This window comes from Streptomyces sp. GL_148 (genome assembly GCF_057834205.1).
In genome coordinates this window covers 6640455-6665986 of the sequence record NZ_CM174396.1, presented here as the reverse complement: position 1 = coordinate 6665986, position 25532 = coordinate 6640455, and the positions used below count along the sequence as shown (strand labels likewise).

10 protein-coding genes are annotated in these 25532 nt (G+C 68.7%); 6 read left to right on the top strand and 4 right to left on the bottom strand.

Features of this window, described 5'->3' with window-relative positions:
• Window positions 1–37: 37 nt before the first annotated feature.
• On the top strand, window positions 38–2929 hold the full coding sequence (locus tag AC3IYI_RS30320; protein ID WP_489406661.1) for a DEAD/DEAH box helicase: 2892 nt from the start codon (window positions 38–40) through the stop codon (window positions 2927–2929).
• A 10-nt stretch (window positions 2930–2939) separates the two neighbouring features.
• Window positions 2940–7997, top strand: coding sequence for a class I SAM-dependent DNA methyltransferase (locus AC3IYI_RS30315; protein WP_489406660.1), 5058 nt, complete (start codon window positions 2940–2942; stop codon window positions 7995–7997).
• Between the two features lie 55 nt (window positions 7998–8052).
• Here the strand turns inward: AC3IYI_RS30315 and AC3IYI_RS30310 are convergent, their stop codons facing one another.
• Both AC3IYI_RS30310 and AC3IYI_RS30305 read right to left on the bottom strand, forming a co-directional pair.
• Entirely contained in the window at window positions 8053–8256 is a 204-nt protein-coding gene (locus tag AC3IYI_RS30310) for a DUF397 domain-containing protein (RefSeq protein WP_489406659.1), read from the bottom strand.
• On the bottom strand, window positions 8253–9089 hold the full coding sequence (locus tag AC3IYI_RS30305) for a helix-turn-helix domain-containing protein (protein WP_489406658.1): 837 nt from the start codon (window positions 9087–9089) through the stop codon (window positions 8253–8255). Before AC3IYI_RS30305 ends, AC3IYI_RS30310 begins: the two co-directional genes overlap by 4 nt.
• Before the next feature lie 213 nt (window positions 9090–9302).
• Between AC3IYI_RS30305 and AC3IYI_RS30300 the strand changes: the two genes are divergently transcribed.
• Both AC3IYI_RS30300 and AC3IYI_RS30295 read left to right on the top strand, forming a co-directional pair.
• The gene (locus AC3IYI_RS30300) at window positions 9303–9701 is read left to right on the top strand and encodes an ATP-binding protein (protein WP_489406657.1); all 399 of its coding nucleotides are present in this window, start codon (window positions 9303–9305) and stop codon (window positions 9699–9701) included.
• A 17-nt stretch (window positions 9702–9718) separates the two neighbouring features.
• A complete protein-coding gene (locus tag AC3IYI_RS30295; RefSeq protein WP_489406656.1) occupies window positions 9719–11197 on the top strand; it encodes a hypothetical protein in 1479 nt (492 codons plus the stop codon).
• 6 nt (window positions 11198–11203) lie between these two features.
• Here the strand turns inward: AC3IYI_RS30295 and AC3IYI_RS30290 are convergent, their stop codons facing one another.
• The gene (locus AC3IYI_RS30290) at window positions 11204–12799 is read right to left on the bottom strand and encodes an NnrS multi-domain protein (protein WP_489406655.1); all 1596 of its coding nucleotides are present in this window, start codon (window positions 12797–12799) and stop codon (window positions 11204–11206) included.
• Between the two features lie 36 nt (window positions 12800–12835).
• Entirely contained in the window at window positions 12836–16132 is a 3297-nt protein-coding gene (locus tag AC3IYI_RS30285; protein WP_489406654.1) for an AAA domain-containing protein, read from the bottom strand.
• Between the two features lie 227 nt (window positions 16133–16359).
• Here AC3IYI_RS30285 and AC3IYI_RS30280 point away from each other — a divergent pair, with 227 nt between their 5' ends.
• Window positions 16360–23187: a DEAD/DEAH box helicase gene (locus tag AC3IYI_RS30280; RefSeq protein ID WP_489406653.1), complete on the top strand. Its 6828-nt coding sequence runs from the start codon at window positions 16360–16362 to the stop codon at window positions 23185–23187.
• Entirely contained in the window at window positions 23184–25451 is a 2268-nt protein-coding gene (locus tag AC3IYI_RS30275) for a UvrD-helicase domain-containing protein (protein WP_489406652.1), read from the top strand. Before AC3IYI_RS30280 ends, AC3IYI_RS30275 begins: the two co-directional genes overlap by 4 nt.
• Window positions 25452–25532 lie beyond the last annotated feature (81 nt).

Sequence of the window (25532 nt, the reverse complement as noted above, 5' to 3'; positions counted from 1 at the left end):
ATCTAGACAGTTCAGCAGCTACCAGGAGGTACCGCGGGTGACCGCCCAGCAGTCCAGCCCGCAATCCGGCCAAGGCGAAACGGGCACGAGTCTCCCGCCCGGTGCCCAGATCGTCGTACGCGACGAGGAATGGCTGGTCAAGAACGTCACCCGGACCGACCACGACGGCGATCGCATCGAGGCCGTCGGGATCTCCGAGTTCGTCCGCGACCAGGAGGCCGTGTTCTTCACCGGCCTGGAGCGCACACGCGACGGCGAGCCGGGCATCGAGCTGATGGACCCCGCCAAGACCACCCTGATCAGCGACGACTCCCCGAACTTCCGCCGCAGTCGGCTCTTCCTCGAAGCGATCCTCCGCAAGACCCCGCTGCCCCAGTCCGAGCGCGGCCTGGCCCTCGCCGACAGCTTCCTCCTCGACCCGCTCCCGTACCAGCAGCGGCCGGCGCAGCTCGCGCTCTCCGGACGCAACCTCCGCCCCCGCATGCTCATCGCCGACGTCGTGGGACTCGGCAAGACCCTGGAGATCGGGCTCACCCTCGCTGAGCTGATCCGCCGCGGCCGGGGCGAGCGCATCCTCGTCGTGACCCCGCAGCACGTCCTGGAGCAGTTCCAGCACGAGCTGTGGACGCGGTTCGCGATTCCGCTCATCCGGCTCGACTCCGCCGGGATCGAGCGGATCCAGCGCGAAATCCCGGCCGGCCGCAACCCCTTCACGTTCTTCAAGCGCGTGATCGTCTCCATCGACACCCTCAAGAACACCGATCAGTACAAGCACCACCTGGAGCACATCCGGTGGGACGCCGTCGTCATCGACGAGTCGCACAACCTGATCAACCGCGGTTCGCTCCGCAACCAGCTCGCACAGCTCCTCGCCCCGCAGACCGACGCCCTCATCCTCGCCAGCGCCACCCCACACAACGGCAACGCCCGCTCCTTCGCCGAGCTGATCGCGCTACTGGACCCGGCGGCGATCCGCGACCCCGAGCGCTACTCGGCCGACGACATCAAGCACCTCTTCATCCGGCGCACCAAGGTCAGCGCCGAGGTACGGGAGAAGATGTCCGGCCAGTGGGCCGACCGGGGACCTTCCGAGTCGGTGCGCTGCGCTGCGACCCCGGCCGAGGAAAAGATCTTCGAGGAACTCGCCCAGGTCTGGCTGCCCGCCGAGAGCCGCTCGGTGAGCGAGGTCCCGCTCTTCCCGTACACCCTGCTGAAGTCCTTCCTCTCCTCCCACGCAGCCCTGACCTCTACGGTCGAGACCCGCATCAAGACGCTGGAGAAGAAGGACGACCCGAACGCGACGGGAGCCGAACTGACCGCTCTCCACCGGCTGCGGGAGCTGACGGCCGGCCTGACCGATCAGGATTCGGCCAAGTTCACCGCGCTCGTCGAGCAGCTGAAGGACATCGGCGTCGGGCCGCGCAGCGAGACCCGTGTCGTGGTCTTCTCCGAGCGCGTCCAGACCCTGGAGTGGCTGCGATCCGCCGTACCGGCGGCCCTCGGCTTCAAGGGCAAGGCCCTGGAAGAAGCAGCCCGGGTCATGCACGGCGGACTCTCCGACGAGCAGCAGATGCAGTGCGTCGAGGACTTCGGCCTCGCCGACGCACCCGTACGCATCCTCTTCACCGGCGATGTGGCCTCCGAGGGTGTCAACCTGCACCGGCAGTGCCACCAGCTCATCCACTACGACGTCCCCTGGTCGCTGATCCGCATCGAGCAGCGCAACGGCCGTATCGACCGCTACGGCCAGACCCACAAGCCGCAGTTCCGCGCCCTGATCCTGACCAGCGAGGTGGACGGCGCGAAGGACGACCGTACGGTGGCCGAGCGGCTCCTGGAGCGCGAGGACGAGGCACACCGCTCGCTCGGCACGGCGGAGGCCGTCTCCGGCCTGTACCGCGCGGAGGCCGAGGAGAAGTCGCTGATCCAGGACCTGCTCAAGGGCCGCACGGTCGACGAGTCCCTCCAGCACACCGCCGAGGAGGCGGGCGGGGCCGACGACTTCCTGGCCGACTTCTTCGCCCAGGTGGACGACACCGCCGAGGCCGCCGGGACGACCGACTCCGACGCGTCCGCACCGGACGAGTCCTCGGCCCCGCCGAAGGCGGACGTTCCCCGTCTCTTCACGACCACGCTTGAGTTCGTCGATGAGGCGGTACGGGAGGTCTACCCGGACGCCCAGCAGACCCTCGGCATGGACCGCGACCCCGAGAACGGCCTGATCTCCTTCAAGCCCCCGGTGGACCTGGTGCACCGGCTCAAGGCACTGCCGCCCGACTACCGCCGCGAGCAGCGCCTGAGCGAACGCCTGCTGGTCACCCTCAACCGGAAGCTGGCCGACCGCTCCCTCGTACGGGCCCGCGAGTCCGGCACCTCCAGCTGGCCGGAGATCTCGCTCCTCACCGACCTCCACCCGGTGGTGGAGTGGCTGACCGACAAGGTGCTCGTGAAGCTCGGCCGCCAGGAGGCCCCGGTCATCACGGCCGACGTCGAGGCGCCCGTGTACCTCGTACAGGGCATCTACTCCAACGCACTGGGCCGCCCCACGGTCGTGAAGTGGATGGCCGTCACGGGCGACGAGGTCACGGACGACATGGTGGGGATACTGCGCGAGGCCGGTATCGGCCCGACGATGGCCAACCCGTTGCAGCGCCACGACTTGGACGGCCTGCGGGCCGGCATCCCGGCGGCCCTGGAGACGGCCGAGGCCTTCCTCTCGCGCCACAGCTCCGAATGGGACAAAGCCCTGCTCACCCCGATCGAGGAGTACCGGGAGCGCCTGGGCAAGTGGGAGCAGCCCACCCTCGCGGGCGAGGAGACGAAGGACGACCTCTCCCGCCTCGCCGACTCCCTGCTGACGACGGGCCGCCCGATGCTGCGCGTGCTGGCCGTCCTCGATTCCGCCCACGGCTCCGCCGCACAGGCCTAGGAGAATCCCCATGACGTACGACTCCCTGGTCAACCGCGGCGAGTACTTCTCCGCGCACTACCTGGCCGAGGTCTTCCCGAAGGACCTCAAGTCCGGCCTGCTGGCGGCGTGGAAGACCCGCGAGGAGGAGACGAAGTCCTCCGACTCCGCCGAACAGGAGCCGCCTTCGGAGGCCCTGCCGGTCACCCCCCGTCTGGGCCTGCGCGCTCTGCGCCGCCCGTACTTCCGTACGCGCGCCTTCTTCGCGGAGGCGGCGGGCGCGGTCGACGACGCGACGACGTACGACTCCCCGGACTGGCGTGAGCGGGCGACTTCCCTCAACACCTCGGTCCTCCGCTCCCTGGGCTACGACGCCAAGCCGCAGACCCTGACGGTCGTGCGCGCGGACCACACGTACGAGATCCCGGTGGCGCACGCAGAAACGGGCCTGGTGGCGGTCAGCTGCGGCTGGGCGGCCGAACCGGACGCGGCCCTGGACCCGGACGGCCCCGGCCGCCTCCTCGCCCCCGTCTCCCTGGACGCCTCCACCTCCCTCCGTACGGGCTCGAAGCTGGCCTCGTTCCTCTTCGCAAGCGAGGACGCACCGCGGTACGTCCTCCTGCTGGCCGGCGGCGTGATCGTCCTGGCGGACCGGGCGGCGTGGGGTGAGGGCCGCTACCTGGCGGCCTCCCTCGACACGGCCTTGGACCGCAACAACACCAAGGACGGCCAGGAACTCGACACCCTGGCGGCGTTGTTCGGCGCGGACTCCCTCCGCACGCCGGAAGAGGGCGGCGAGAACCCTCTGGCCGGGCTCGTCGACAAGTCGACGAAGCACGCGGTGGGTGTCTCCTCAGAACTCCGGGACGGCCTGCGCGAATCGGTGGAACTCATCGCGAACGAGGTCCTGGAACGGATCACCAGCCATGAGGGCGTCCGCCTGGACGACGTGAAGGAACTCCCGGAACTCTCCCAGCAGCTGACTCGTGAGTCGCTCCGTTACCTGTACCGCATCCTGTTCCTCCTGTACGCGGAGGCCCGCCCGGAGCTGGGCATCCTCCCCTCCGACTACCCGGAGTACCACCAGGGGTACGGCCTGGGCCGCCTCGGCGAACTGGTCGCGGAGCGAGACCTGGTGGGCGAGAAGGCCCGCGAGGGTGTCTACCTGTACGAGTCCTTGGACCTCCTCTTCAGCAAGGTCCAGGAGGGCTACCGCCCGCGGCGTACGCACGGGGTCGGCGTCAAGGAATCGGAAGACATCGGCCTCCGCTTCGAGCCCCTCCACTCGAAGCTCTTCGAGCCAGAGTCGATCCGCCTGATCGGTGCGGAGTCGGTACGCGACCCCCGCCACGACGACGACACAGACGGCGACCACCGCTACCTGGACACACGACTCCGCAACGCAACCCTGTACAAGGTCCTGCGGAAGCTGATGCTGACCCGGGGCAAGAAGGGCGAGCGCGGCGGCTTCATCTCCTACGCACAGCTGGGCATCAACCAGCTGGGCGCGGTGTACGAAGGCCTGATGTCCTACGCCGGCTTCATCGCGGGCGAGGAACTGTACGAGGTCGCGAAGAACGGCGACCCGAAGGACGGCTCCTGGCTGGTCCCGGCGTCGAAGGCCGACGAGTACGCGGACGCGGTCTTCGTCCGCCGCCGCGACGAGGAGACGGGCGCCGATGTCCGGGTCCGGTACCGCCCGGGTTCCTTCGTCTACCGCCTCTCGGGCCGCGACCGCCAGACCTCGGCCTCGTACTACACCCCGGAATCCCTGACGAAGGTCACGGTCCAACTGGCGTTGCAGCACCGCCTGGACCAGGACGACACGATCACGGAAGCCCGTGAACTCCTGGACTGGAAGATCTGCGAGCCGGCCCTGGGCTCGGGCGCGTTCTTGAACGAGGCGATCAACCAGGTAGCGGTGGAGTACCTCCGCCGCCGCCAGGACGAGACCGGTCAGGCGATCGACACCGAGCAGTACCCGATCGAGCTCCAGAAGGCCAAGGCGTACATCGCCCTGCACAACTCGTACGGCGTGGACCTCAACTCGACGGCGGTCGAGCTGGCCGAGGTCTCGCTGTGGCTGAACACCATGCACCCCGGCATGGAGGCCCCCTGGTTCGGCCTCCACCTGCGCCGCGGCAACTCCCTGATCGGCGGCCGCCGCGAGATCTACTCCGCGGACCGCCTGAAGAAGGGAGGCTGGCTGGGCACCACCCCGGAACGCTTCCCCCTCACGGAGGCCGCTTCGGGCCTCCCCTCGGGCTCGGTCCACCACTTCCTCGTCCCGGCGAAGGAGTGGGGCGCGGTAGCGGCCGAGAAGGAAGCGAAGGCTCTCGCCCCGGATGAAGCGAAGGCCCTGGCCGCCTGGCGCAAGGCGATCACGAAGTCCCCGAGCGCCAAGCAGACGGCCCGCCTCCAGGGCCTCGCCCGTCGTGCGGAGTACCTCTGGCAGCTGGTGGTCCGCCGCCTGGAGATCTCCGAGCGCGACATCAGCCGCAAGATCGAGGTCTGGGGAGCCGAGCCGGAGTGGCTCCGCCAGCCGAAGGAAGCGGTCCACCGCGAAAAGGTCCTGGCCGAACTTGAGGATGTCGACACCCCGTACTGGCGCCTGAAGACCCTGATGGACGCGTGGTGCGCCCTGTGGTTCTGGCCGGTCCAAGAGGCGTCCCTCCTCGACGGCACGAACCCCCGCTACCGCCACGCAGCAGAACTGGCGGAGCAGTCGGCGGCCTACGAAGTGGCCGTCTCCGACCCCGAGGACGAGGACGCCGGCGTCCTGATGTCCTGGGAGGAAGACGCCCTCCCAGGCTTCGACACAGCGGCCAAGCAGCTCTCCCTCACCCAGGACGCGGTGGACAAGCGCCGCGTGGGCCGCCGCAAGGAGGCCATCACGGAGCAGCGCCGCGCGGTCATCCCCCTGGCCAACCTGGACGACTGGCTCGACTTCGCGGAATCATTGCTGGGCACGCAGGACGTTCCGTCCGAGTCCCTGGTCGCCGCGTTCGAGTCCCTGACAGAACTGACCCCCTACGAGGACGCCCTCCCGGACCTCATGGGCATGGACCGCTCCTACTGGCTGGAGTCCCGCTTCCCCTGGTCGGCACAGTCGAAGGACATCGCGACCCAACAGGGCTTCTTCCACTGGGAACTGGAATGCGCCCAGGTCTTCGCGCGGGGCGGCTACGACCTGCAGGTGGGTAACCCACCATGGGTGCGGCCACGGTGGCAAGAAGACATGGTCCTGGCTGAATTGGAACCTTGGTTCGCTCTTTCCGATAATCCTAGCGTAGCGGAATGGAGACTGCGGAAAAACGAGGCAATCGACGAACCGGAAAACCAGAGACGATACTTCCTGGCTGAGCTGTCAGCAAATGTCGGCACTGTTTCCTTCATTGGCTCATCCGCAACTTACCCACTCATCACAGGAACTCAGCCAAACCTGTACCGCGGATTCATGTGCCGAACTTGGAATAATCTCAGCCCCCACGGAACAATCGGACTAGTGCATCCAGTCACGCACTTCAGCGGAATTCAGGAGGGAGCACTCCGAGAAGAATCCTACCGACACCTCAGATTTCACGCGCACTTCATGAACTCCCTATTCCTATTCGAGATCCGCGACCGGAACGAATTCGGAATCAACATCTACGGAACCAGGGGGGATATCAACTTCACTCACATGAGCTGGATTTTCACCCCAGAGACAGTTACGGAGTCCCTGACCCATTCAGGCAGTGGCGCAGCACCGGGAACCAAGTTCAATAAAAAGTGGGACACTCGGCCTCACCTGTCACGCCTCGTCACAGTCAACAGCAGCACTCTCGCCGAATGGAATCGTCTGGCAGGAGACAACGACGTCTCCGTTTCACAGTCCGCGCTGCTCTACCCAGTCAGCACGGAGGAGCAAGGGGCTATCACTGCACTCTCATCCTCCAACGACCGACTCGGCTCCTACTATCCTTCAATCACCGCCGGGTTTCACGAGAAAATGGCGAAGGAGAGTGGGTTCATCAAATGGTCCACTCAGAAAGTAGAGCTGCTCTCTGACGTAGTCTTGCAGGGTCCTCATTTTGGCGGCGCCACACCGTTCAACAAGCAGCCGAACATTCCTTGTCGCAACAAAAATGATTGGTCACCTTGGGATCACACAAAGATCCCGGAGGATATCGTCCCAGTTGCCAACTACGTCCGCGCCTGCGATCCGCAAGGCTACGTGAACGAGCAAGACCAATGGAACGGATTGCCGTACACCCAGTACTACAGGCTGGCCTGGCGCAGCATGGTCCCGTCTTCGAACGAGCGGAGCCTCTTCGCAGCCCTCATCCCGCCTGGCCCTGCCCACGTCAATACGGTGCAGTCCATGGCACTGGCAGACAACAGGCTCACCGTCCTCAACGCGGGATTTTGGGCCGCTCTGCCTCTCGACTACTTGCTCCGGATTACTGGCCGATCCCATCTCCAGGTTGCCGAGGCTAAGAAGATGCCGGCACCACGACCCGATCATCCTCTCGTCACGGCTCTACTCCTCCGCACCTTGCGCCTGAACTGCCTGACCAACGCTTATGCCCCTCTCTGGCACGAGCTGTTCCACCCCACCTGGCCAGGCTACGAGGGGTGGGCGCACGCCTGGCCGAACCTCGAACCACTCGCAGGCCACCTCAGTGGCACATGGGAGTACGAGACACCGCTCCGGACTGAGTACGAGCGGCGGGCCGCGCTCGTCGAGCTCGACGCGCTCGTGTCCGTCTGGCTCGGGATCACTGCCGATCAGCTCGTCGCCATCTACAAGTCCCGCTACCCCGTCCTCTCCGACTACGAGGCGGAGATGTACTTCGACGCGAACGGCCGCAAGATCGCACGCAATCACAACACCTACGGGCACGGTCAGACCAAGGAGACCTACCCGGCGCTCCTCGATCACCTGGACAACCCGGCCAGCGTCCCGCCGCCCGAGGGGTACGCTGCGCCGTTGTACAAGGCCGACCGGGAGACCGAGATGCGGGCCGCGCACGCGTATTTCTCCGCTCGGCTTGACGCGGAGATCGCCGCCGGCCGGTGGGCGCCGCCCGTCAAGGCTGACGCTTAGAAAGACGAAGGGGCCGCGCCAACCGAGGTTGGTGCGGCCCTCGTTGTCGTGCAGGTCAGTGCGACGCGAAGGCGACGAACGTCGCCCACTGCTCCGCGTCAAAGCTCAGCATGGCCCCGGCCTTGTTCTTCGAGTCGCGGACGTGGACCGAGCCGACGGCGTTCGCCACCTCCACGCACTCGCCGCCATTGCCCGCGCTGTAACTGCTCTTGAACCAGGCCAAGTCCTGCGGAAAACGGTCAGCGGCTACCTTGCTCATCTCTCTCCCAGCACCTTCTCGATCAGGGCCTGTGACTCCCTCGGCGTGAGAGCCTGCGCGCGGATGATGCCGTACGCAACCTCCAACTCCCGTACCTTGCCACGCTCCGAGTGAACGTGGCTGTCACCTTGCACCTCCGTGTAGGAGATCCTCCGCCCATCCTTGGTCTCCATCAAGGTGAACGGACCAGCCAGCCCTGCATGTTCCTCCCGCTCGGTCGGCATAACCTGGATCGCTACATTGCGCCGCTGGCTGGACAGCAGGATCTGTTCCAGCTGTCCGCTCATCACGCCCGGCCCGCCAAGGGGTCGCCTGAGCACTGACTCTTCGATCACGAAGCTGATGGTGGGCATCGGCATCCGGGAGAAGATGTCCTGACGGGCCAGTCGGGCCGAGATCCGCTCCTTGATGGTCGCCTCGTCCAGCAGCGGCAGCCACATCGCGAAGACGGCCCGCGCGTACTCCTCCGTCTGCAACAACCCCGGCACCGCCTGCACCGCGTAGACGTGGAGTTCCACCGCCTCCTTCTCCAACTTCGCCGCGCCCCGGAAGAACGCCGGGTACTGCGCTCGCGCGACCTCCTCCTTCATCTCCTTCAAGATGCCGCGCGCCCCGAGCACCTCGTCCGCCTGGTCGATGAACTTCGGTGGAGGGATCCGCCTCCCCTGCTCGTACGCCGCGATGGTCGACGCCGAGTACCCCGTCATCGCCCCGAACTCCGCCCGTTCCAGCCCCGCCCACTCCCGGAACCGCTTCAGCTGACGCCCGAAGACGTACAGGATGCCCGCCCCGGGCTCGGCCTCGTAGCCGGCCTCCGACTGCTGATCGTCCATGATCCGCGCCTCCCGCGCCCAACGCCCCAGTCACGCCGCCGGTCACGCCCCGTACCGCCGACACCCACCGCACCGATGCGTACAGCCCACGCCCGTCAGTGCGTCACTCCTGGTCAACGTTACTCACGCAACGCCACCGTTGGCCGCATGAAGCCCACAACTCCCCCCACTCAATCCGCAGCCGAATTCCACGCTCCCGCCCAGGAGTTCGACATGCGCTTCACTTCCACCCCACGCGGCGCACGGCTCGCCCGCCGCCTCGTCTCGCACCGCCTCCACGAGTGGGGCCACCCCTACAACACGACGACCAACGACACCGTCACCCTCATCGCCGCCGAGCTCACCGCGAACGCCGTACGCCACGGCCACGTCCCCGGCCGGGACTTCCACCTCCGCCTCACCACCACCACGGACGCCACCACCATCCGCATCGAGGTCACCGACACCCGCACCGAGCGGACGCCCGTCCTCACCACCCCCGCCCCGGACGCCGAAGGCGGCCGCGGCCTGGTTCTCGTAGCCGCCCTCGCCACCCGCTGGGGCACTACACCCCGCCCAGCTGCCCCCGGCAAGACCGTCTGGGCTGAGATCACCCCCCGCCCTGGCCATTGATCCAATACGCTCCATTCGTGGTCTACGCGATCTCTCTATCAGCAGCAGAACTCGACGACATCGACTGGCAGTTGCAGCTGGATCAGTTCATGGGGAAGACCATGGGCTCGTCCATGCGACCGCGGGACCTGCTTCCCCAAGTCACACTCGTGTTCGCACGCACCTATCCCGCCACAGGCACCGCCGGCCCCACGTACCAGCTGCGCTGGCTCGGAGTGGTGAAGCACCCCAAAGGCAAGCGGGTTGCCACTCGTGACGCCCTGATCAGGGTGGAACCGTTGTGGCGCAGTCCCACCCCGGTGGAGCTGGCCTCGGTGGTGGCCTCGCTGCCTCGGATGGTCACCGAGGAGCTCACCAGCATGCTCGCCAGCGAAGTCGCCGTACTCCCCGACGAGCTCGGCCAACGCCTACTCGACGCACTGCGCGAGCAAGGACCTAGGTTCGCGGAGCTCCTCGACCGCCTGACCAGTGTCGCGGACCAGGCCCCCTTCGACAGCTCCCGCGTCGAGGACCGATCCTGGCAGGAGCAGTACGACTCCACGCGCCTGGCACTGAGCATCGGCGAGTTCCCGCTTGCCCCGCTCAGCGCCTGGCGCCGGCCGGCGAGTCCCCACGACACCTACCTCGCCGGGCTGATCGCCGAACCCAGCGAACAAAGCCTCATCGAGCACGATGCCGCCCACTCCATTCCCGGAGTACGGCTCCTCCGCCCCTGGAACGGTCCCGATTTCCGCTGCGACATCCACGTGTTCGAGCACGAGGGACGAACGATCGAAGTAGCCAACGTCAACGCCACTCCGGTCGAGGGACGGCTGGGGAGCGACCTGATCTACTACCACGAGGCCACGCAGAGTTTCGTGATGGTCCAGTACAAGCGGCTGCCGCCCGTCGAGCGCTGGGTGTACGTGGACGAGCGGCTGCGCGGTCAGCTCGACCGGCTGGAGGCCGTGGCGGACGCCAGCCGTCCGGCATACGCACCCCACGACTGGCGGCTGGGCAGCGACCCGTGTTTCCTCAAGCTCGCGTACTGGCCCGAAGACGGCAAGGGCGACCCCACCGGACCCGCGGCGGGCATGTACCTCCCGTTGTCCTACGTTCGCCTGCTCCTTCAGGACGACTGCACCCGGGGACCGGGCGGCGGTCGACGCCTCGGCTACACCTACGCCGACCGGCACCTGATCAACAGCCAGTTCATCGAGCTCGTCAAACACGGACTGGCGGGGACGGTCGGCACCTCCCGGGAAGAGCTGCTCGCCCTCGGCGAGGAGCGGGCCCTGGAGGGGTACTCGGTCACCATCGCCGCGGAGCTCTGGGACGGCCGCCATCCCGGAGAGGCGGTGCGGGAGCGCCACCGGCGCGGCCACTCCCGCAAGGCCGGCAAGCGCCAGGCGAAGACCCCTGCCGCACCCCCTCCCCCTTCCTCCATGAAGCTGAAGCAGCCGCTGGTCGGGGACCAGATGGCGATCTTCGAGCCCGACGAGGACCTCGCGGACTGAAGTGGGTCAGTCCGCCTTCGGCAGGTTCTCGTACGAGAAGGTGCACCGGACCTGCCCATCGGCCACCGGCACGAGGCGTACCTGCTCTGCCGGCATCTGCAGCGACTTGTCGGCGGACTCGTCCCACAGCGAGACCGTTCCCCCGGCCTCCCCGAACGAGATGTACGGGCGCTCCGGACGGAGGAGGCCGCCCCGACTGCTGAGCTTCGCCGCGGGGACCGTCGGCTCGATGCACGTCCACTCCGGCTCCACTCCGAAGTACGAAGGCAGCTCCGCCTTCTGGACCGCCGCCGCGCGGAAGTCCCTCACCGCGTCGCCCACCGACTCCAGCACCCATCCTCCGCACAGCATGACCGCCACCACTTGGGTGATCACGTACAACGGGACGCGAAACCGGTCGACGGGGCTGACTCCCGGCACATGCACATGCTTCGCGATGCCCCACAGGGCCGGCACGAACAGGACGAAGCTCAGCAGGCTCAAGAGCTTCACCGCTGATGTGGCCTGCCAGATGGCGGGCACATCTAGGTCTGCGGGTGTCAGGTCGAGGCTGTCCGCGTACATCGCGTGCAGCACCGATCCGGAGGACACCACGAGGGACGCGGCAGCCGCGAAAGCCAGGGGCACCGCCCAGGCGAGCCATTCGCCCCACGTCCACTGCCGGACCAGGAGCCGGATGCCTCCGACCGTCGCCAGGACGGCGAAGACGGACAGCATCTGTACGGGGGTCCAGCCCCTGCGGTCCCCAAAGTCTGCGCCAAGGAAGACAGCAAGGGTGAAGGCAGCCGCCACGCCCCACACGATGAGGCTTCCCGCGCGGCCTCCGGACGCGAACAAGCCGCGCGCCAGCCTGGCTCCCGCGAGGAAGCACAGAACCGCCGCACCGGCCCACACCCACGTCCGCACTCCGCTCTGCTGCTGAGCGACCACCGCGCAGAAGACCATGGCCAACAGCCAGGCACCGAGGCGGTATGCCCTGCGGCGGGCGTCGTCCTCGCGGCGAGGCACGATGTGGCTGCGGACCCCGCCGGAGGCCACCCGTACGTCGGTGGCGGGCCCGGGGGCGGAACCGCCGGTCAGGTCCATCCGGGAGAGCCGGCGGGCTTCCGACGCTGTTCCCGTCACCACGGTGCCGGTGTCGTAGTACCCGCGCCTCTCCATGAAGCGAGCACGTGCCACCGCCGCCGCGCGGCGCAGCTTCGCCATCGCCGTCAGCGGCCGCGGATGGGGTACGCGCGGCGGCCGGTGGGCAACGGTATGCACCCACCAGGCGGTCAGTTGTTCCCGGTCCCGGTCCATCGGCTCGGGGCGCCGGGCATACATCTCCAGCCTTTTCCGCCGCGCCAGTCGCTCCACCTGCCAGGCGGCAGCCCGCCCAGTACGCCGGTTATGGGCTCCGAAGAACCGCACTTCGACGGAGTACATCCGTGCCGAGGCATCGGCCCTCAGTACCCCCTGGGACGCTCCCTCACCCCGTGCGAAGGACGTGATGACGGGCCAGCCCTGCTCGTCGAAGGCCCGTTCCGCCTTGTCCCAGTCGTGCTGCCCGCCCCGTACCTCGACCAGCACCAGTACCCGCTGGTCGTATCGCTTTTCCTGCATCTGTTCCCCCCTCTGGCCGGACTCCGACGGTTTGGGCTACCCCTCCGCCCCCGGGCGGCGCCACAGGTCGATGTCCTTCTTCCAGGCCTTGTTGCCGCCGCCCGTCGGGCACTGCGCGTTGTAGCAGCGCCAGTACCAGTTCTCCTTCGCCCCGCGTCTGATCTCAATGTCGTCCCGCCCGCACCTCGGGCACTTCGGCGGGCGGGCGAAGATCTCGGCGTGCTCGTGGGTGAGGATCTTGCGGGCGAAGTAGGCTCCGCGCATCGTCACCATGACCTCGCGGGTCCAGCTCTGGGACAGGGCGTTGAGGCTGCCGAGCATCACGGTCTTCTCGTCCACGACCACGATCTTCTGGTGCATGACGTGCATCGGGACCACCGTGTGGACGACCGCGCGCAGGTCTTCGACGAGAGTCGCGTTCGCGGGCTTCTTCTGGAGCTGGTCGCTGGGGTCGCGCACGAACACGGTGACCCGTACTCCCCTGTCGACGGCTGCGCGCAGCTCCGGGAGGATCATCCGGACGCGCCGGGCCACCCAGGGGGTCCACAGCCACAGGGATGTCTTCGCACTCCTGATGGCGGCGACGACGGACGCGTAGAACGTCGTCTCGTCGTGGACATCGCTGACTTCCACGTGCCGCGAGAGGACCTCCGCCAGGCGGTCGCCGAACTCTCCGCGTGGAACGTTCAGTTCGGGTGGTGTGATCAGCGACTTGGCCGGGAGGACCCGTACTCCCGGCGTGCCGATCAGGGCGTCCAGCTGTCCGAACGGGGAGTCCGGCGCCGTGCGTGCCACCTCCCGGATGCGGGTGGCGCTCGCGATGACGTACACACGGGTCTGTACGCGGGTCATGGCCACGTTGAACAGCCTGATCCCGTTGCGCATCCAGTCGTTCGCCTCCGGCGCGCACGATGCCTTCGCCATCCACAGCGGCCGGCCGTGTTCGCCCTCGACCGTGTCGAAGACGACGATGGGGAACTCCCGGCCCTGGAACCGGTGCGCGGTGCCCACCTCGGCGCTCGGGCTGCCGTCGTGCTCGACGTCGCGCAGTGCCTCCAGCGTGGCTTCGGCCTGGTCTCCGTACGGAGTGACCACGCCGGTGGTCTCGCCGTCTCCACCGTGCAGATCGATCAGGGCCCGGGAGATCAGCGGGCCCGCCGGCCACCACCCCTTGCCGGGGCCCGTGAGGTGGACGTGGGCGAGTTCGTGGAGCCCGTCGGTGTCGATCAGCACGATCTCGGGGTCCTCGGGGCTCCTGGAGTCCCGTACGACAGGGCCCGCCTGCAACACGCCGTCGTAGGCCAGACCGTTCACCAGGCCCATCACCGCACGGCCGAACCGATTCTGGGTCACCAAGGTCGTGCAGGCGGGGTGCATCCGCGCCGCCGCCGGGTCGGTGATGCCGCAGTGCTGGAACACGTCCGGGACCAGCCAGCGCTGGATGTCGGGGCGCTTCTTCTCCTTCAGTGCACGGGGTACGACCGGGCCCAGCTGCATGAAGTCGCCGAGGAGTACTGCTGCCTGCTGGGCGTGGGCGACAGCGAGCAGAACCTCGGGCAGGGAGGCGGCACCGACCTCGTCGATGAGGACGACGTCGTAGTGGCCGGAGAAGACATGGCGGTTGGTGCGGAAACGGGCCAGGGTCGTGGCGACGAGACGAGCGTTCTTGATGATCTCGCCCTGGGCGTCGCGGGCGAGTCGCCCGTACTCCTCCTGGATGTCCTTGTACTGCTGTTCCAGCACGCCCTTGCGAGCCGCTTCGGCGGCGACGGCAGGGCGCAGGGCCTCGGCCTTCCCGTGCCGGGTCGGCCAGCCGTGCTCCTCGGCGGTGGCGATGAGAGCCTCGGCGCTCTGTGCGCGTCCGGCTTCGTCCTCGGCTGCGGCGAGGGCAGCCCTCAGTCCGGCCGCGGACCGGGTGCGGGCGAGGTGCTCGGCCGCAGCGTCCCGCGCAGCCGTGTCACGTCGTTCGATCTCGGTACTGGAGAAGGGGATCGTGCGGGCCATCTCCCCGGTCTGCGCGGCGATCTGGGCGCGGCGCCGATCGGTGATGCCGCGGGCCTTGCGGGCGCGCTCGTACGCGTCCTTGTGGTGGAGGCCCGCCTCGTCGCGCGCGGCTTCGGCCTTGGCGTGCTCGCCGCGGGAGCGCATCTTGGCGAACCCGGTCCGGTTCTTGATCTCTCGTAGGGCGCGCTGGGTTGCGCGCAGTCGCTCCTCCGTCTGAAGCGCGGCGGACTCGGCTGCCGTGGCGACCCGCTCCACCTCGTCGGCTTCGTCGAGGAGTGCGTCGACCTGCGTCCAGAGGTGCCGGGAGTCCGATGCGTCGTCGCGGTCCTTCAGCGCCCGGGCCACAGCACGGTCGGCCGCTGCCAGTGACCGGGCGGCTTCCCGCGCGGCCCGCTCCAGTTCCGTCACCCGGGCGTCGCGGGAGGCGGCATCACCGAACGGCTCCGCCACCAGGGCCCTGGCCGTCGCGTAGGCCACTGCGTCGAACCGTACGAGGCCTGCGTCCAGCTCCGCGAGGTCCTCGGCCCGTCTGCGGATGGCCAGCAGCTCCGCCGACGTGGCAGCACGCCGCTCCTCGACGTCGGCCAGCCGGGCCCTGACCATGAGGGGCAGGGACACCTCCGGGTTGCCGGCTATCTCCTTCAGCTGGGGCGGGCCCACACGGACGACGTCCCCGGGGTTGTGGCGGCGTCCCCTGAGGACGCCCTTCAGGGCGTTGTCCACGGCGATGTTGGTCGCGGAGACCAGGAGGACCCGTTTGCCCGCGGCGATCAGGTCACCGATGGCCAGCGTGAGGACCATGGTCTTCCCCGTGCCGGGAGGTCCCCATACGAGCCGGACGCCCGTCCCGAGGCAGGCCCGGTACGCCTCCACCTGCTCTGGGAACAGACCCGCCGGCGCCTCGGTCCGGGCGGGGTCACCGGCAGGGCGGCCGGAGGCGAGCAGACTGCCGAGCGGGGTGTCCCCCAATCCGGCGAAGCCGTGCTTGAGGGCCTCCAGCAGGAAGGTCGGAGGCTGTTGCAGGACCCACAGGAAGGGGTCCGCCGGGTCCGCGAACTCGGCAACCCTGACGGTCAGCGACGAACCGGTCTGCACGGTCCCTGTGACGGCGAATCCGCCTTCCACACCGGATTCCTCGGGCCCAGCAAGGCGGAGGCTTTCGAGCTGGTCGGGATTGAGCTCGATGCCGCGCAGGTCGACCGCGTAGCAGCCCGGTTCACCGGCCCGGGTCGCCCTGCCGATCCTGCGCCATCTCGGACGCTGGCCCGCTCCCCCTTCCACCGCGATCCATTCGTCGACCGCTGTGGTGATCTCCTCGCGCCAGCCCAAAGCTCCCCCTTTCGGCTCGCGAAGGGTAGATCTTGAAGGGCTGCCCGCACCACGCATTCTGTGAAAGCAGCAGCCTTCGCAGGGGAAAAGGAATGGTTCGAGACTCGGATCCGTTCCTATTCGGCCATGCCCCGGTTTCCATCACCCGGACTACCCGCCCGCGTGTCCGAGGCGGCATATACCGTTGACGCAGCTCACCGACTTGTTGTGAATCGAAGGAGAACGTCGTGAGGCCCACGCTGGCCGCCGCGCAGTTGCGGGGCAGTCTCACCCAGTACCTCACGACGACCTACGCGCTCACCGACGAGGACACCCGACGGGCGCTGGAGCGGTTCCTTGAGCATCCGGAGACCGGCATGTTCCGCGGCCCGTACCTGCGGATCAGGACGCCGTTCCACAAGGCGGACGCCGGGTGGGAGAAGCATCTGGAGTGGAACCCCGGATTCACCCCGTACCGGCACCAGGCGAAGGCGTACGAGCGGCTGAGCACGCTGCACGGGCCGGCCCGGCCGACCCTGGTGACGACGGGCACCGGTTCGGGAAAGACGGAATCGTTCCTCATCCCCGCGCTCGACCACTGCCGCCGCGAGAAGGCCCTCGGCCGGCGCGGGGTCAAGGCCGTACTGCTCTACCCGATGAATGCGCTCGCCTCCGACCAGGCGAGCCGTATCGGCGACTACCTGGCACAGCCCGAGCTCGCCCAGGTAACGGCGGGGCTCTACATCGGAGACCGGCCGGACACGGACTTCCGTCGGGTGATGACGCGGCGCGAGGAGATGCGGCAGTCCCCGCCCGACGTGCTCATCACGAACTACAAGATGCTCGACCTGCTGCTCCAGCGGAGCGAGGACCGAGCCCTGTGGCAGGACTCCCGGATCCAGTACGTGGTGCTCGACGAGTTCCACACGTACGACGGGGCGCAGGGCACCGACGTCGCGATGCTGCTCCGCCGTCTGGCCATGACCACGGGCCAGAGCGAGCCCGGACGCCCGCTCGGCTCCATCTGCCCGGTGGCGACATCGGCGACGCTCGGTGAAGCCGGACCGGGAGCAGGCCCCGGCGGAATCCTGGAGGTGGCGGCGCAGGTCTTCGGGATGCCGTTCACTGCGGATGCTCTGGTGGGCGAGGAACGGATGACACCCGAGCAGTTCACCGGCCCGGTGAACTACGGCCTGCCCGAGCCGCCTTCGCCCGAGGAGGTCATCTCCTGTTCGGGCGGTCCGGACGTGGTGTCACGTCCGGACCAGCTCGACCTCAACGCCCTGGCGGCACGGATGCTGGGGCAGGAGGGCCTGTCCGCCTTCGAGATCGGGAGGCTGCTCAAGCAGCACGACTTCACCCAGGGTGTGCTGTCCCTCCTGGACGGGGAGCCGCTCAGCGAATGGGAGTTGCGGGATCGCCTCGGCCGGTTCGGCTATGCCTGGGGGCGTACCGCCCGGGAGAACCCGCGCCTCGCCCTCGCTGCTCTCGCACGGTTCGTGGCCCTGCTGTCGGCTGCCCGCGATCCGGAGTCGGACGAACGCCGCCCGCGGCCGCTGCTCCACGTGGAGACCCACCTCTGGGTACGGCCGGTGGGACGGATCCTGCGCGGAGTCGGCCCGGGCAAGCCCGAGTTCCACTGGTACGAGGACGATCGCAATCGGCGCTCCGCCCTACCGACGGCGCCCCCGGAGACCGACGAGGACGCAGAGGCCGGCCGGATCGGCCCGGTGGCCCGCTCGCACCGGGCTCAGTCCGTGATCGGCGCCGACACCACGGTCCGGCAGTCGAGCGTACGGCTGCCCGCCGTGTACTGCCGCAACTGCGGGCGCTCCGGCTGGGCGGCCATCTCACCGGAAGCCGATCCACAGCAGCTGGTGATGGCCCACGACAAGATCTGGCGCGCGAGCGTGGGGCGGGAGAAGCGGCGGGTCCGCTACTTCATCGCCGCCACGCCCTCGGAACAGCAGGATGCGCTGGCCGCGCTCAGCCAGTCCCAGCCCGCATCGGGAGGCGGGCAGCTTCCGGCGCTGATCCTGGACGGTGCGCAGGGCACGTACCGGCTGCCGGTGGCGCAGGACGCGGGGAGTCTGCAGGACGCCTGCTTCGTCCTGGCGATCACCGAGAAGAAGACCGCCGACAAAGCCTCCGTCGACCAGCGCTGCCCTGCCTGCGACACCGACAACTCCATGCGCTTCCTCGGTACCCGGCTCGCGGCCCTTGCGGCCGCGACGGTGACCCAGCTGTTCACCGGACAGGAAGTTGCGCTCGAAGCGGAGGAACGCAAGACCCTCCTGTTCAACGACTCGACCCAGGACGCGGCCCACCGCGCGGGATACGTGGCGAACCGGTCGTTCACCTTCTCCCTGCGATCGCTCCTCGCGCGCAACCTGGACGAGTCGGGCCGCCCATTGGCGCTCAACGACCTGATCGGGAACGTGCTCGACTCCGTCGAGGACCCACAGGCCCTTGCCGCCGTGGTCCCGCCCGACCTGTACGACGAGCCGGGCGTGGACCGGCTGCTCTCCGGACGGGGTACGGGCGACCTGCGGACCTGGAAACTCATCGGTGAGCGGCTCGCCTTCGCCACGGTGATGGAGTTCGGGCTCCGTTCCCGCCAGGGCCGCACCCTGGAGCTGACCCGGACGGCGTCCGCCGAGGTGGTCATCGAGGACCAGCACCGGATCACGATGCTCGCGCGCGATGTGCACATGACCCTGCCGGGCCAGCTGCTCGGCACCGGCCTGCCGACGGCCGAGCGCTATCTGGCCTTCGTACGCGGACTGCTGGAGCGGGTGCGGCTGCGCGGCGGGGTCCGGCACCGGTGGCTGGAGCCGTGGATGAAGGACGCCGGGGTGACCCGGTTCAAGATCTGGGGCGGCCGGCCCGACGGCATGCCCGCCTTCCCCGAAGGGGTGGCCGCGCCACGCTTCGTACTGGACGGCGAGAAGGGAAAGTCCGACTTCGACTCGATGACGGCTCGCGCCGGCTGGTACCAGGACTGGGCACGTCGCTGCCTCGGGCTGGATGCCGCCGGGGCGGCCGAGTACCTCCGCAGGATGCTGCCCGTACTCGTCGACGAGGGGCTGCTGTCGGCGCGTACGACACAGGACCGGACCACGAAGATCTACGGCTTGCAGCCCGGCCACGTCGAGGTGCGGCTCCTTGAGGACGACATCGTCAACAAGGCGTTCGTGTCCTGTGAGGCGTGCGGCTGGCAGCAAGTGGTGCATCCCTCCCGACGGACCCGGTGGTACGGGCATCCCTGCCCCCGCTACCGCTGCCGCGGCCAGATCACCGCGCCCCAGCCGGGCCTGTCCCCCGTGTCATCGTCCGGTTCCACGAGCTTCGGAGGCCCCCGGCCGCGGGACTACCGCGACGACTACTACCGGCACCTCTACCGGACGGGCGGCACCTTCCGGGTGGTCACGGCCGAGCACACCGGCATGCTGACCCGAGCGCAGCGCGAACGCGTGGAGCGGACCTTCCGGGACGGCACCCACTACACCGACCCGAACGTGCTGTCGTGCACCCCCACCCTGGAACTCGGCATCGACATCGGGGACCTGTCCGCCGTTCTGCTGGGATCGCTTCCGAAGGGCCCGGCCAACTACGTGCAGCGTGCGGGCCGTGCGGGCCGCAAGACGGGCAACGCCCTGGTGGTGGCCTTCGGCGGCCGCCGGGCCCGCGACCTGTACTACCTGGACGAGCCCCGGGAGATGATCGCCGGAGACATCGTGCCGCCCGGCTGCTACCTCTCCGCCGTGGAGATCCTGCGCCGCCAGTACACGGCCCACCTGCTGGACCTGGCTGCCCGAGGCCGGCTCTCCACGAACGACGGCGAGCAGCTCCAGCCGGCGCCGCGTCTTGTGTCCGCGCTGTTCGGCAGCACCGCCTGGTGCCAGGAGCTCGCGGACGCGGCCCTGGCCCATGGCGCCGTGCTCGTCGAGTCGTTCCTGGATCTCTTCCCCTCGCTGCCGGGCCGGGAGGACACCGGGATCTCCGACCAGGCCGCCGCGGAGCTGCGGAAGTACGCGTGCGGCGGGATCGTCCGGGCTCTCCAGGAGGCCGAGGAGGAATGGACCGGCCGCGGGGAAGAGCTCCGGCACCGGATCCGGGCCATCGACACGGCCATGGACCAACTCGTCCGCAGCGATCCCGAACAGGAACGTGAATGGCGGGAGTTGCGCGCCGAGCGCTACGCCACGGGCAACCTCCTGCGCGACCTCAACCAGACCAGCGCACACGGAGCTCTCGTCGAGCTCGGGCTCCTTCCCAACTACACCCTGTCGGACACCACCACCCAGCTGGAGGCCACGCTCTACTGGACCGAGGAGCCGGAGACCGAAGGGGCCAAGAAGACCTACCGCAGCGAGGTGCGGGACTACGAGCGTTCCCGCCGGTCCGCGCTTTCCGAGCTGGCTCCAGGCAACAGCTTCTACGTCAACGGCTACAAACATGTGGTCCGGGCCCTGGAGATCGGCAGCCCCGAGCGCCGTGCCTGGTCGGTGTGGCGCCTGTGCCCGGCGTGCGGTTACGCCCGTACCAAGAACGCCGAGTCCGACGCCTCCCCGTGCCCCCGCTGCGGCGGCCGGGAGATCGCCGATGCCGGCTGTGTCCAGCGCGTGCTCCAGCCGAAGCGGGTCATGTCGCGCGACAAGCGGGACGATGCCCGGGTCCGTGACGACAAGGACGAGCGGGACAGCCGGCGGTACGCCGTGCTCACGACAGTGGACATCGACCCCGTACACCTGGCCCCGGGTTCCTGGCGCCACGACACGGCGGTCTTCGGTGTCGACTTCACCCGTCAGGCGTTGGTGCGCACGCTGAACCTGGGCCTCGACCGGCAGGACGGCAGCAGCACCGTGCCCCTCGCCGGGGCGGACGTGAGGATCAACCCCTTCTACGTGTGCACGAGTTGCGGCGGCGCCACCTCCGAGGGCCGCCCCGTCGTGGACCACCACCAGGACGCCCTGACCGAATCCCTGGCCGCCTCGACCAAGGCCAGCGCCCACCACCAGCTCTGGTGCCCGCGCCGGAAGGTCCGTACGAACACTCAGGAGGGCCAGGGCAAGGGCGAGGACGTACCCCTGCTCCTGGCCCACGAACTGACCACCGAAGCCGTCAGGATCCTGCTTCCCGCATCGGTCGCACGCGTCAAGGAACGGCTCGCCTCCTTCACCGCCGCCCTGTTCGTCGGCATTGCCGCCCGCTACGGCGGCGACCCGGACCACATCGACATCACAGCGGCGTCCATGCCCGACGGCACCGACCCCGAATGGCCGCGTCGCTTCCTCGTCGCCTACGACCGGCTGCCCGGCGGTACCGGCTACCTGCACCGCCTCGCAACCTCCGAGGGCTTCCGCGAAGTACTGCTCAAGGCCCGCGAGGTGATCGAGAGCTGCCCCTGCATCGAGAAGGGCCTCGACGGCTGCCACCGGTGTCTCCTCCGCCGCGTCCCGGCCTCCGACTACGACAAGGTCAGCCGCAACGAGGTCCGGCAGATGCTCGACGAGCTGCTGGGAGCCGACGGCAGCGACTGGGCCACCTCACCGGTTCAGGCCACCCACCAGATCCCGCTGGAGCAGCAGGCCGAAAGCGACCTGGAGGTCATGTTCCTGGAGACGTTGGGCGACTGGGCCCAGCAGCCCTCGGCGAGGGCAAGCGCGGACGCGTACACGACCACGGCCGGGACGTACTCCATGGACCTGCGGCTTACCGGCGCCGACGGGGCCACCGTCAGCTGGCGGGTCTCCCAGCAGCGCGTGCTCGACGGCACCCGCCCGGACGTCCTCTTCGAGCGAACGGACGCCCCCGGTCCGCGGATCGCGCTCTACCTCGACGGCTACGAGTTCCACGCCGGACCCAGGCACAAGGACAGGCTGGCCGACGACGCCCTCAAGCGCACGCGGCTGCGAGCCGACGGCGTACGGGTCTTCCAGCTCACCTACTACGACGTGAAGGACTGGCGGACCCGGGTCCGCGACACGGGCTATGCGAGCACGGGACCCGAGCAGCCGGTCTGGGTGCCGTACGGGGAGCAGGGCCAGAAGCGTGCGCGTGACTACTACGCGAACGTACACAAGGGCCTGCCGGGCGAGCTCTCCGCGACCCTGTGGGTGAATCCGGCAGACCTCCTGCTCGCCCATCTGCGCGCACCGGAGGCTTCCCTGTGGCAACAGCGCGCCGAAGCCGCCGTCGCGGGGCTGCTGGGAGCCGGAGCCCGGATCGCCGCGCTGCAGCCGCAGGCAGTCGGCTCACAGCTCGTCTCCGCGCTGAAGGGCACTGCCCCGCAGGGCCCCCAGGGACCGGTTCAGCTGTTCACGGCCGTCGACGTGTCCGGCTGCGCCGTGACGGCCGTGGCCGACAGCCGGCACCGGCCTCCGGTGTGGACCGCGCTGACCGTGCTCGACGACAGCGACCAGGTCCTGTCGGACGAGGCCCGCCACAAGAAGCGCTGGCACGCCTGGCTCTACTGGAGCAACGTGATGCAGTTCCTGGACCACGGCGGCGGTGACAGCGTCCAGTTGACGACCAGCCTGCTGGACGGGTTCACCACTGACGGGCTCGCAGTCACCGGAGGACCGGGCTGGCTCGCATCCCAGGCTGCCGAAAGTCCTGCCCCAGAGTCGGACGGGCCCGTCCCGCAGTCCGCCGGCGCTCCCGCCGTCCCGACGGCCCCCGCGCCGGCCCGCTCGTCCGGTGCGGCCCAGGACACCGCCTGGGAACAGGTACTGGAGTTCCTCGACCCCGAGGAACCCGGACTGCTCCCCCTCACCCAGGGACTCGCCGCGCTCGGCGTGACGCCTCCCGAGGCCGGCTACGAGCTGGACGAGCACGGATGGATGGCCGAACTGGCCTGGCCCGCCGCACGGATCGCCGTGGTGACGGCGCACCGTCCGGTCGACGGAGAACAGGACCACGACGCCGAGGACCGGGACAAGGCATTCGCCTCGGCAGGCTGGTGGGTCCGTACCGCCGTCACCTGTACCGCCCACGACATCGCGGAGCTCCTCGCCCCGGCCGAGGACCAAGACACGGACACGGACACGAACGACGGAGACCAGAAGCGATGACGACCACAGGCGTGACCCTGCGTCTGCTCGACAAGGCCGACAAGGAGATCCTGCGGCTGCCTCGTGCGGTCAAGGGAGCGATCTACGACTTCCAGCACAAGTTCAAGGAGAACCCTCAGCTCCGGGGACTGCGGCTGAAGCAACTGGAGGGCCACGACCGGCTCTGGTCGGCACGCATCCACGACGAGTACAGGGCCCTGCTGCTGCGCCTGGCGGACACCGACTGGCTCATCGTCTCCGTCAAACACCGCAAGGAGGCGTACGAGAAGCTCGACCGGCTCTCGTACGGCATCAACCGGATCACCGGCGGCATCGAGTACGTCGACCTCGAGATCGTCGAGGAGAGCGTCCTTCGCCGCGCGGCTGCGCCTGCGCCCTCCGCCCCTCCCGCCGTACCCTCCCCGGCGCCTGTGGCCGTCCCCGCTCCCGTCCTGCTGTTCGCCGCGTTCTCCGACGAACAGCTCATCGACCTCGGTGTCGCCGGGCCCCTCGTCCCGGTCGTCCGCACGCTCACCACCGAGGATCAGCTCCTCGGTCTGGCCGAGTACGCCCCTCAGCTCACCGCGGAAGTTCTCCTCGCGCTCCACGACGGCGCGTCGTACGAGGCAGTGCTGGAGCAGATCACCAAGCCCGTCTCCACTCCGGACGTCGACACCGACGACTTCCGAGCCGCTGCCGAGCGGCCGGCCACCATGGTCACCACCACGGACGAGGCACTGCGTGAGGCGCTGGAGGGCGGCGACTTCGGCCGTTGGAGGGTCTTCCTCCACCCGACACAGTCCAAGCTCGTCGAGCGCGAGTACTCGGGCCCTGCCCGCGTCGGGGGCGGGCCGGGTACCGGAAAAACCATCGTGGCCCTCCACCGGGTCAAGCACCTGGTCGACCGGCTGCCCCCGGGCCGGAACAAGCCCGTCCTTCTCACCACGTACAACAAGAACCTTGCCGCCGACCTGAAGTCCCGGCTCATGCAGTTGGGGGGTGAGGAGCTACTGGCCCGGGTGGAGATCAGCCACGTGGACCAGCTCGCCCTGCGCGTCGTACGCGAAGCCGAACCCGGAAGCTCCAAGCAGACCCTCGATGAGGGTCAGACGCTCCGCGAATGGCGTGCCCTGCTCGACGAGCTGGGTGAGACCGGGTGGGACGCCCAGTTCCTCCACGACGAATGGACCCAGGTCATCCTGGGACAGGCCGTCGTCTCCCGCACCGAGTACTTCCGCGCACGCCGCGCCGGAAGGGGCAAGAACATCGGGCGGGCCGAGCGCGCCGAGATCTGGCAGCTCGCGGAGCGGTTCAGCCAGCGGCTCGACCGCCTGGGACGCCAGACCTGGGAGCAGGTCGCCGAGCGCGCGGCCCGGCTGGAGATGGACCGCGAGCGGCGGATCCACGCCATCGAGCGTCAGCGGGAGGAGGCGGGCGGGCTCGACAACATTCATCTCCAGGCCGGCTCCGCCGGATGGCTGCGCCACCGCTTCCAGCACATCGTGGTCGACGAGGCACAAGACCTGCGGGCCGCCCACTGGAAGCTGCTGCGGGCCATGGCACCGCGTACCGGCAACGACATCTTCCTGGTGGGTGACACGCACCAGCGCATCTACGGCAACCAGGTCACGCTCGGAAGCCTGGGCGTCCACATCCGCGGGCGCTCGGCCAAGCTGACCTTGAGCTACCGGACGACTCGCCAGATCCTCGGGTCCGCACTCGGCGTGCTCAGCGGCCAGAGCTTCGACGACCTGGACGGCGGCACGGAGGATCTGGCGGGATACCGATCCGTCCTGACCGGAGGCATGCCGGAGCTGCACGGGTGCGAGGACTGGGAGTCCGAGCGGGAATCGATCGCCGCGCTCCTCGCCGACTGGATCGCCCTGCCGACACCACCCGAGCAGATCGCCGTCTGCGTCCCGACGAACGCCATGGCGAGCGAGCTGGCTTACACCCTGCTCGCCCACAAGGGGATCAAGGCGGTGGAGATCGGCCCCGAGGGACCCCGTGGAGACGAAGGCGTCCACATCGGCACGATGTTCCGCTTCAAGGGGCTCGAGTACCAGCGCATGGTCATCGCGGGGGTCCGGGACGGACTCGTGCCCCGGGAGGCGGTCACCCGTCTGCGGAGCGCCGATGCGGTGCGCTACCGGGGTGAGCTCCAGCGGGCCCGTTCCCTGCTCTTCGTCGCGGCCACCCGGTCCCGGGACAGCCTCGCCATCTTCTGGCACGGCCGTCCGAGCCCGTTCCTCGAACCGCTCATGCGCCTGCCGGTCGCACATTGACCGGCCGCCGAATGTGCAGTTAGGGTTACCTAAGTCGGATGTGGCAGCCCTTGGCCCCTTGTCCTGACCCGTGTACATGCG

What these genes read in the sequence shown, in the direction of transcription:
- AC3IYI_RS30310 (WP_489406659.1), bottom strand. Translation starts at nt 8,256, where the DNA reads ATGAGCAAGGTAGCCGCTGACCGTTTTCCGCAGGACTTGGCCTGGTTC.
- AC3IYI_RS30290 (WP_489406655.1), bottom strand. Translation starts at nt 12,799, where the DNA reads ATGCAGGAAAAGCGATACGACCAGCGGGTACTGGTGCTGGTCGAGGTA.
- AC3IYI_RS30300 (WP_489406657.1), top strand. Translation starts at nt 9,303, where the DNA reads ATGCGCTTCACTTCCACCCCACGCGGCGCACGGCTCGCCCGCCGCCTC.
- AC3IYI_RS30305 (WP_489406658.1), bottom strand. Translation starts at nt 9,089, where the DNA reads ATGGACGATCAGCAGTCGGAGGCCGGCTACGAGGCCGAGCCCGGGGCG.
- AC3IYI_RS30275 (WP_489406652.1), top strand. Translation starts at nt 23,184, where the DNA reads ATGACGACCACAGGCGTGACCCTGCGTCTGCTCGACAAGGCCGACAAG.
- AC3IYI_RS30315 (WP_489406660.1), top strand. Translation starts at nt 2,940, where the DNA reads ATGACGTACGACTCCCTGGTCAACCGCGGCGAGTACTTCTCCGCGCAC.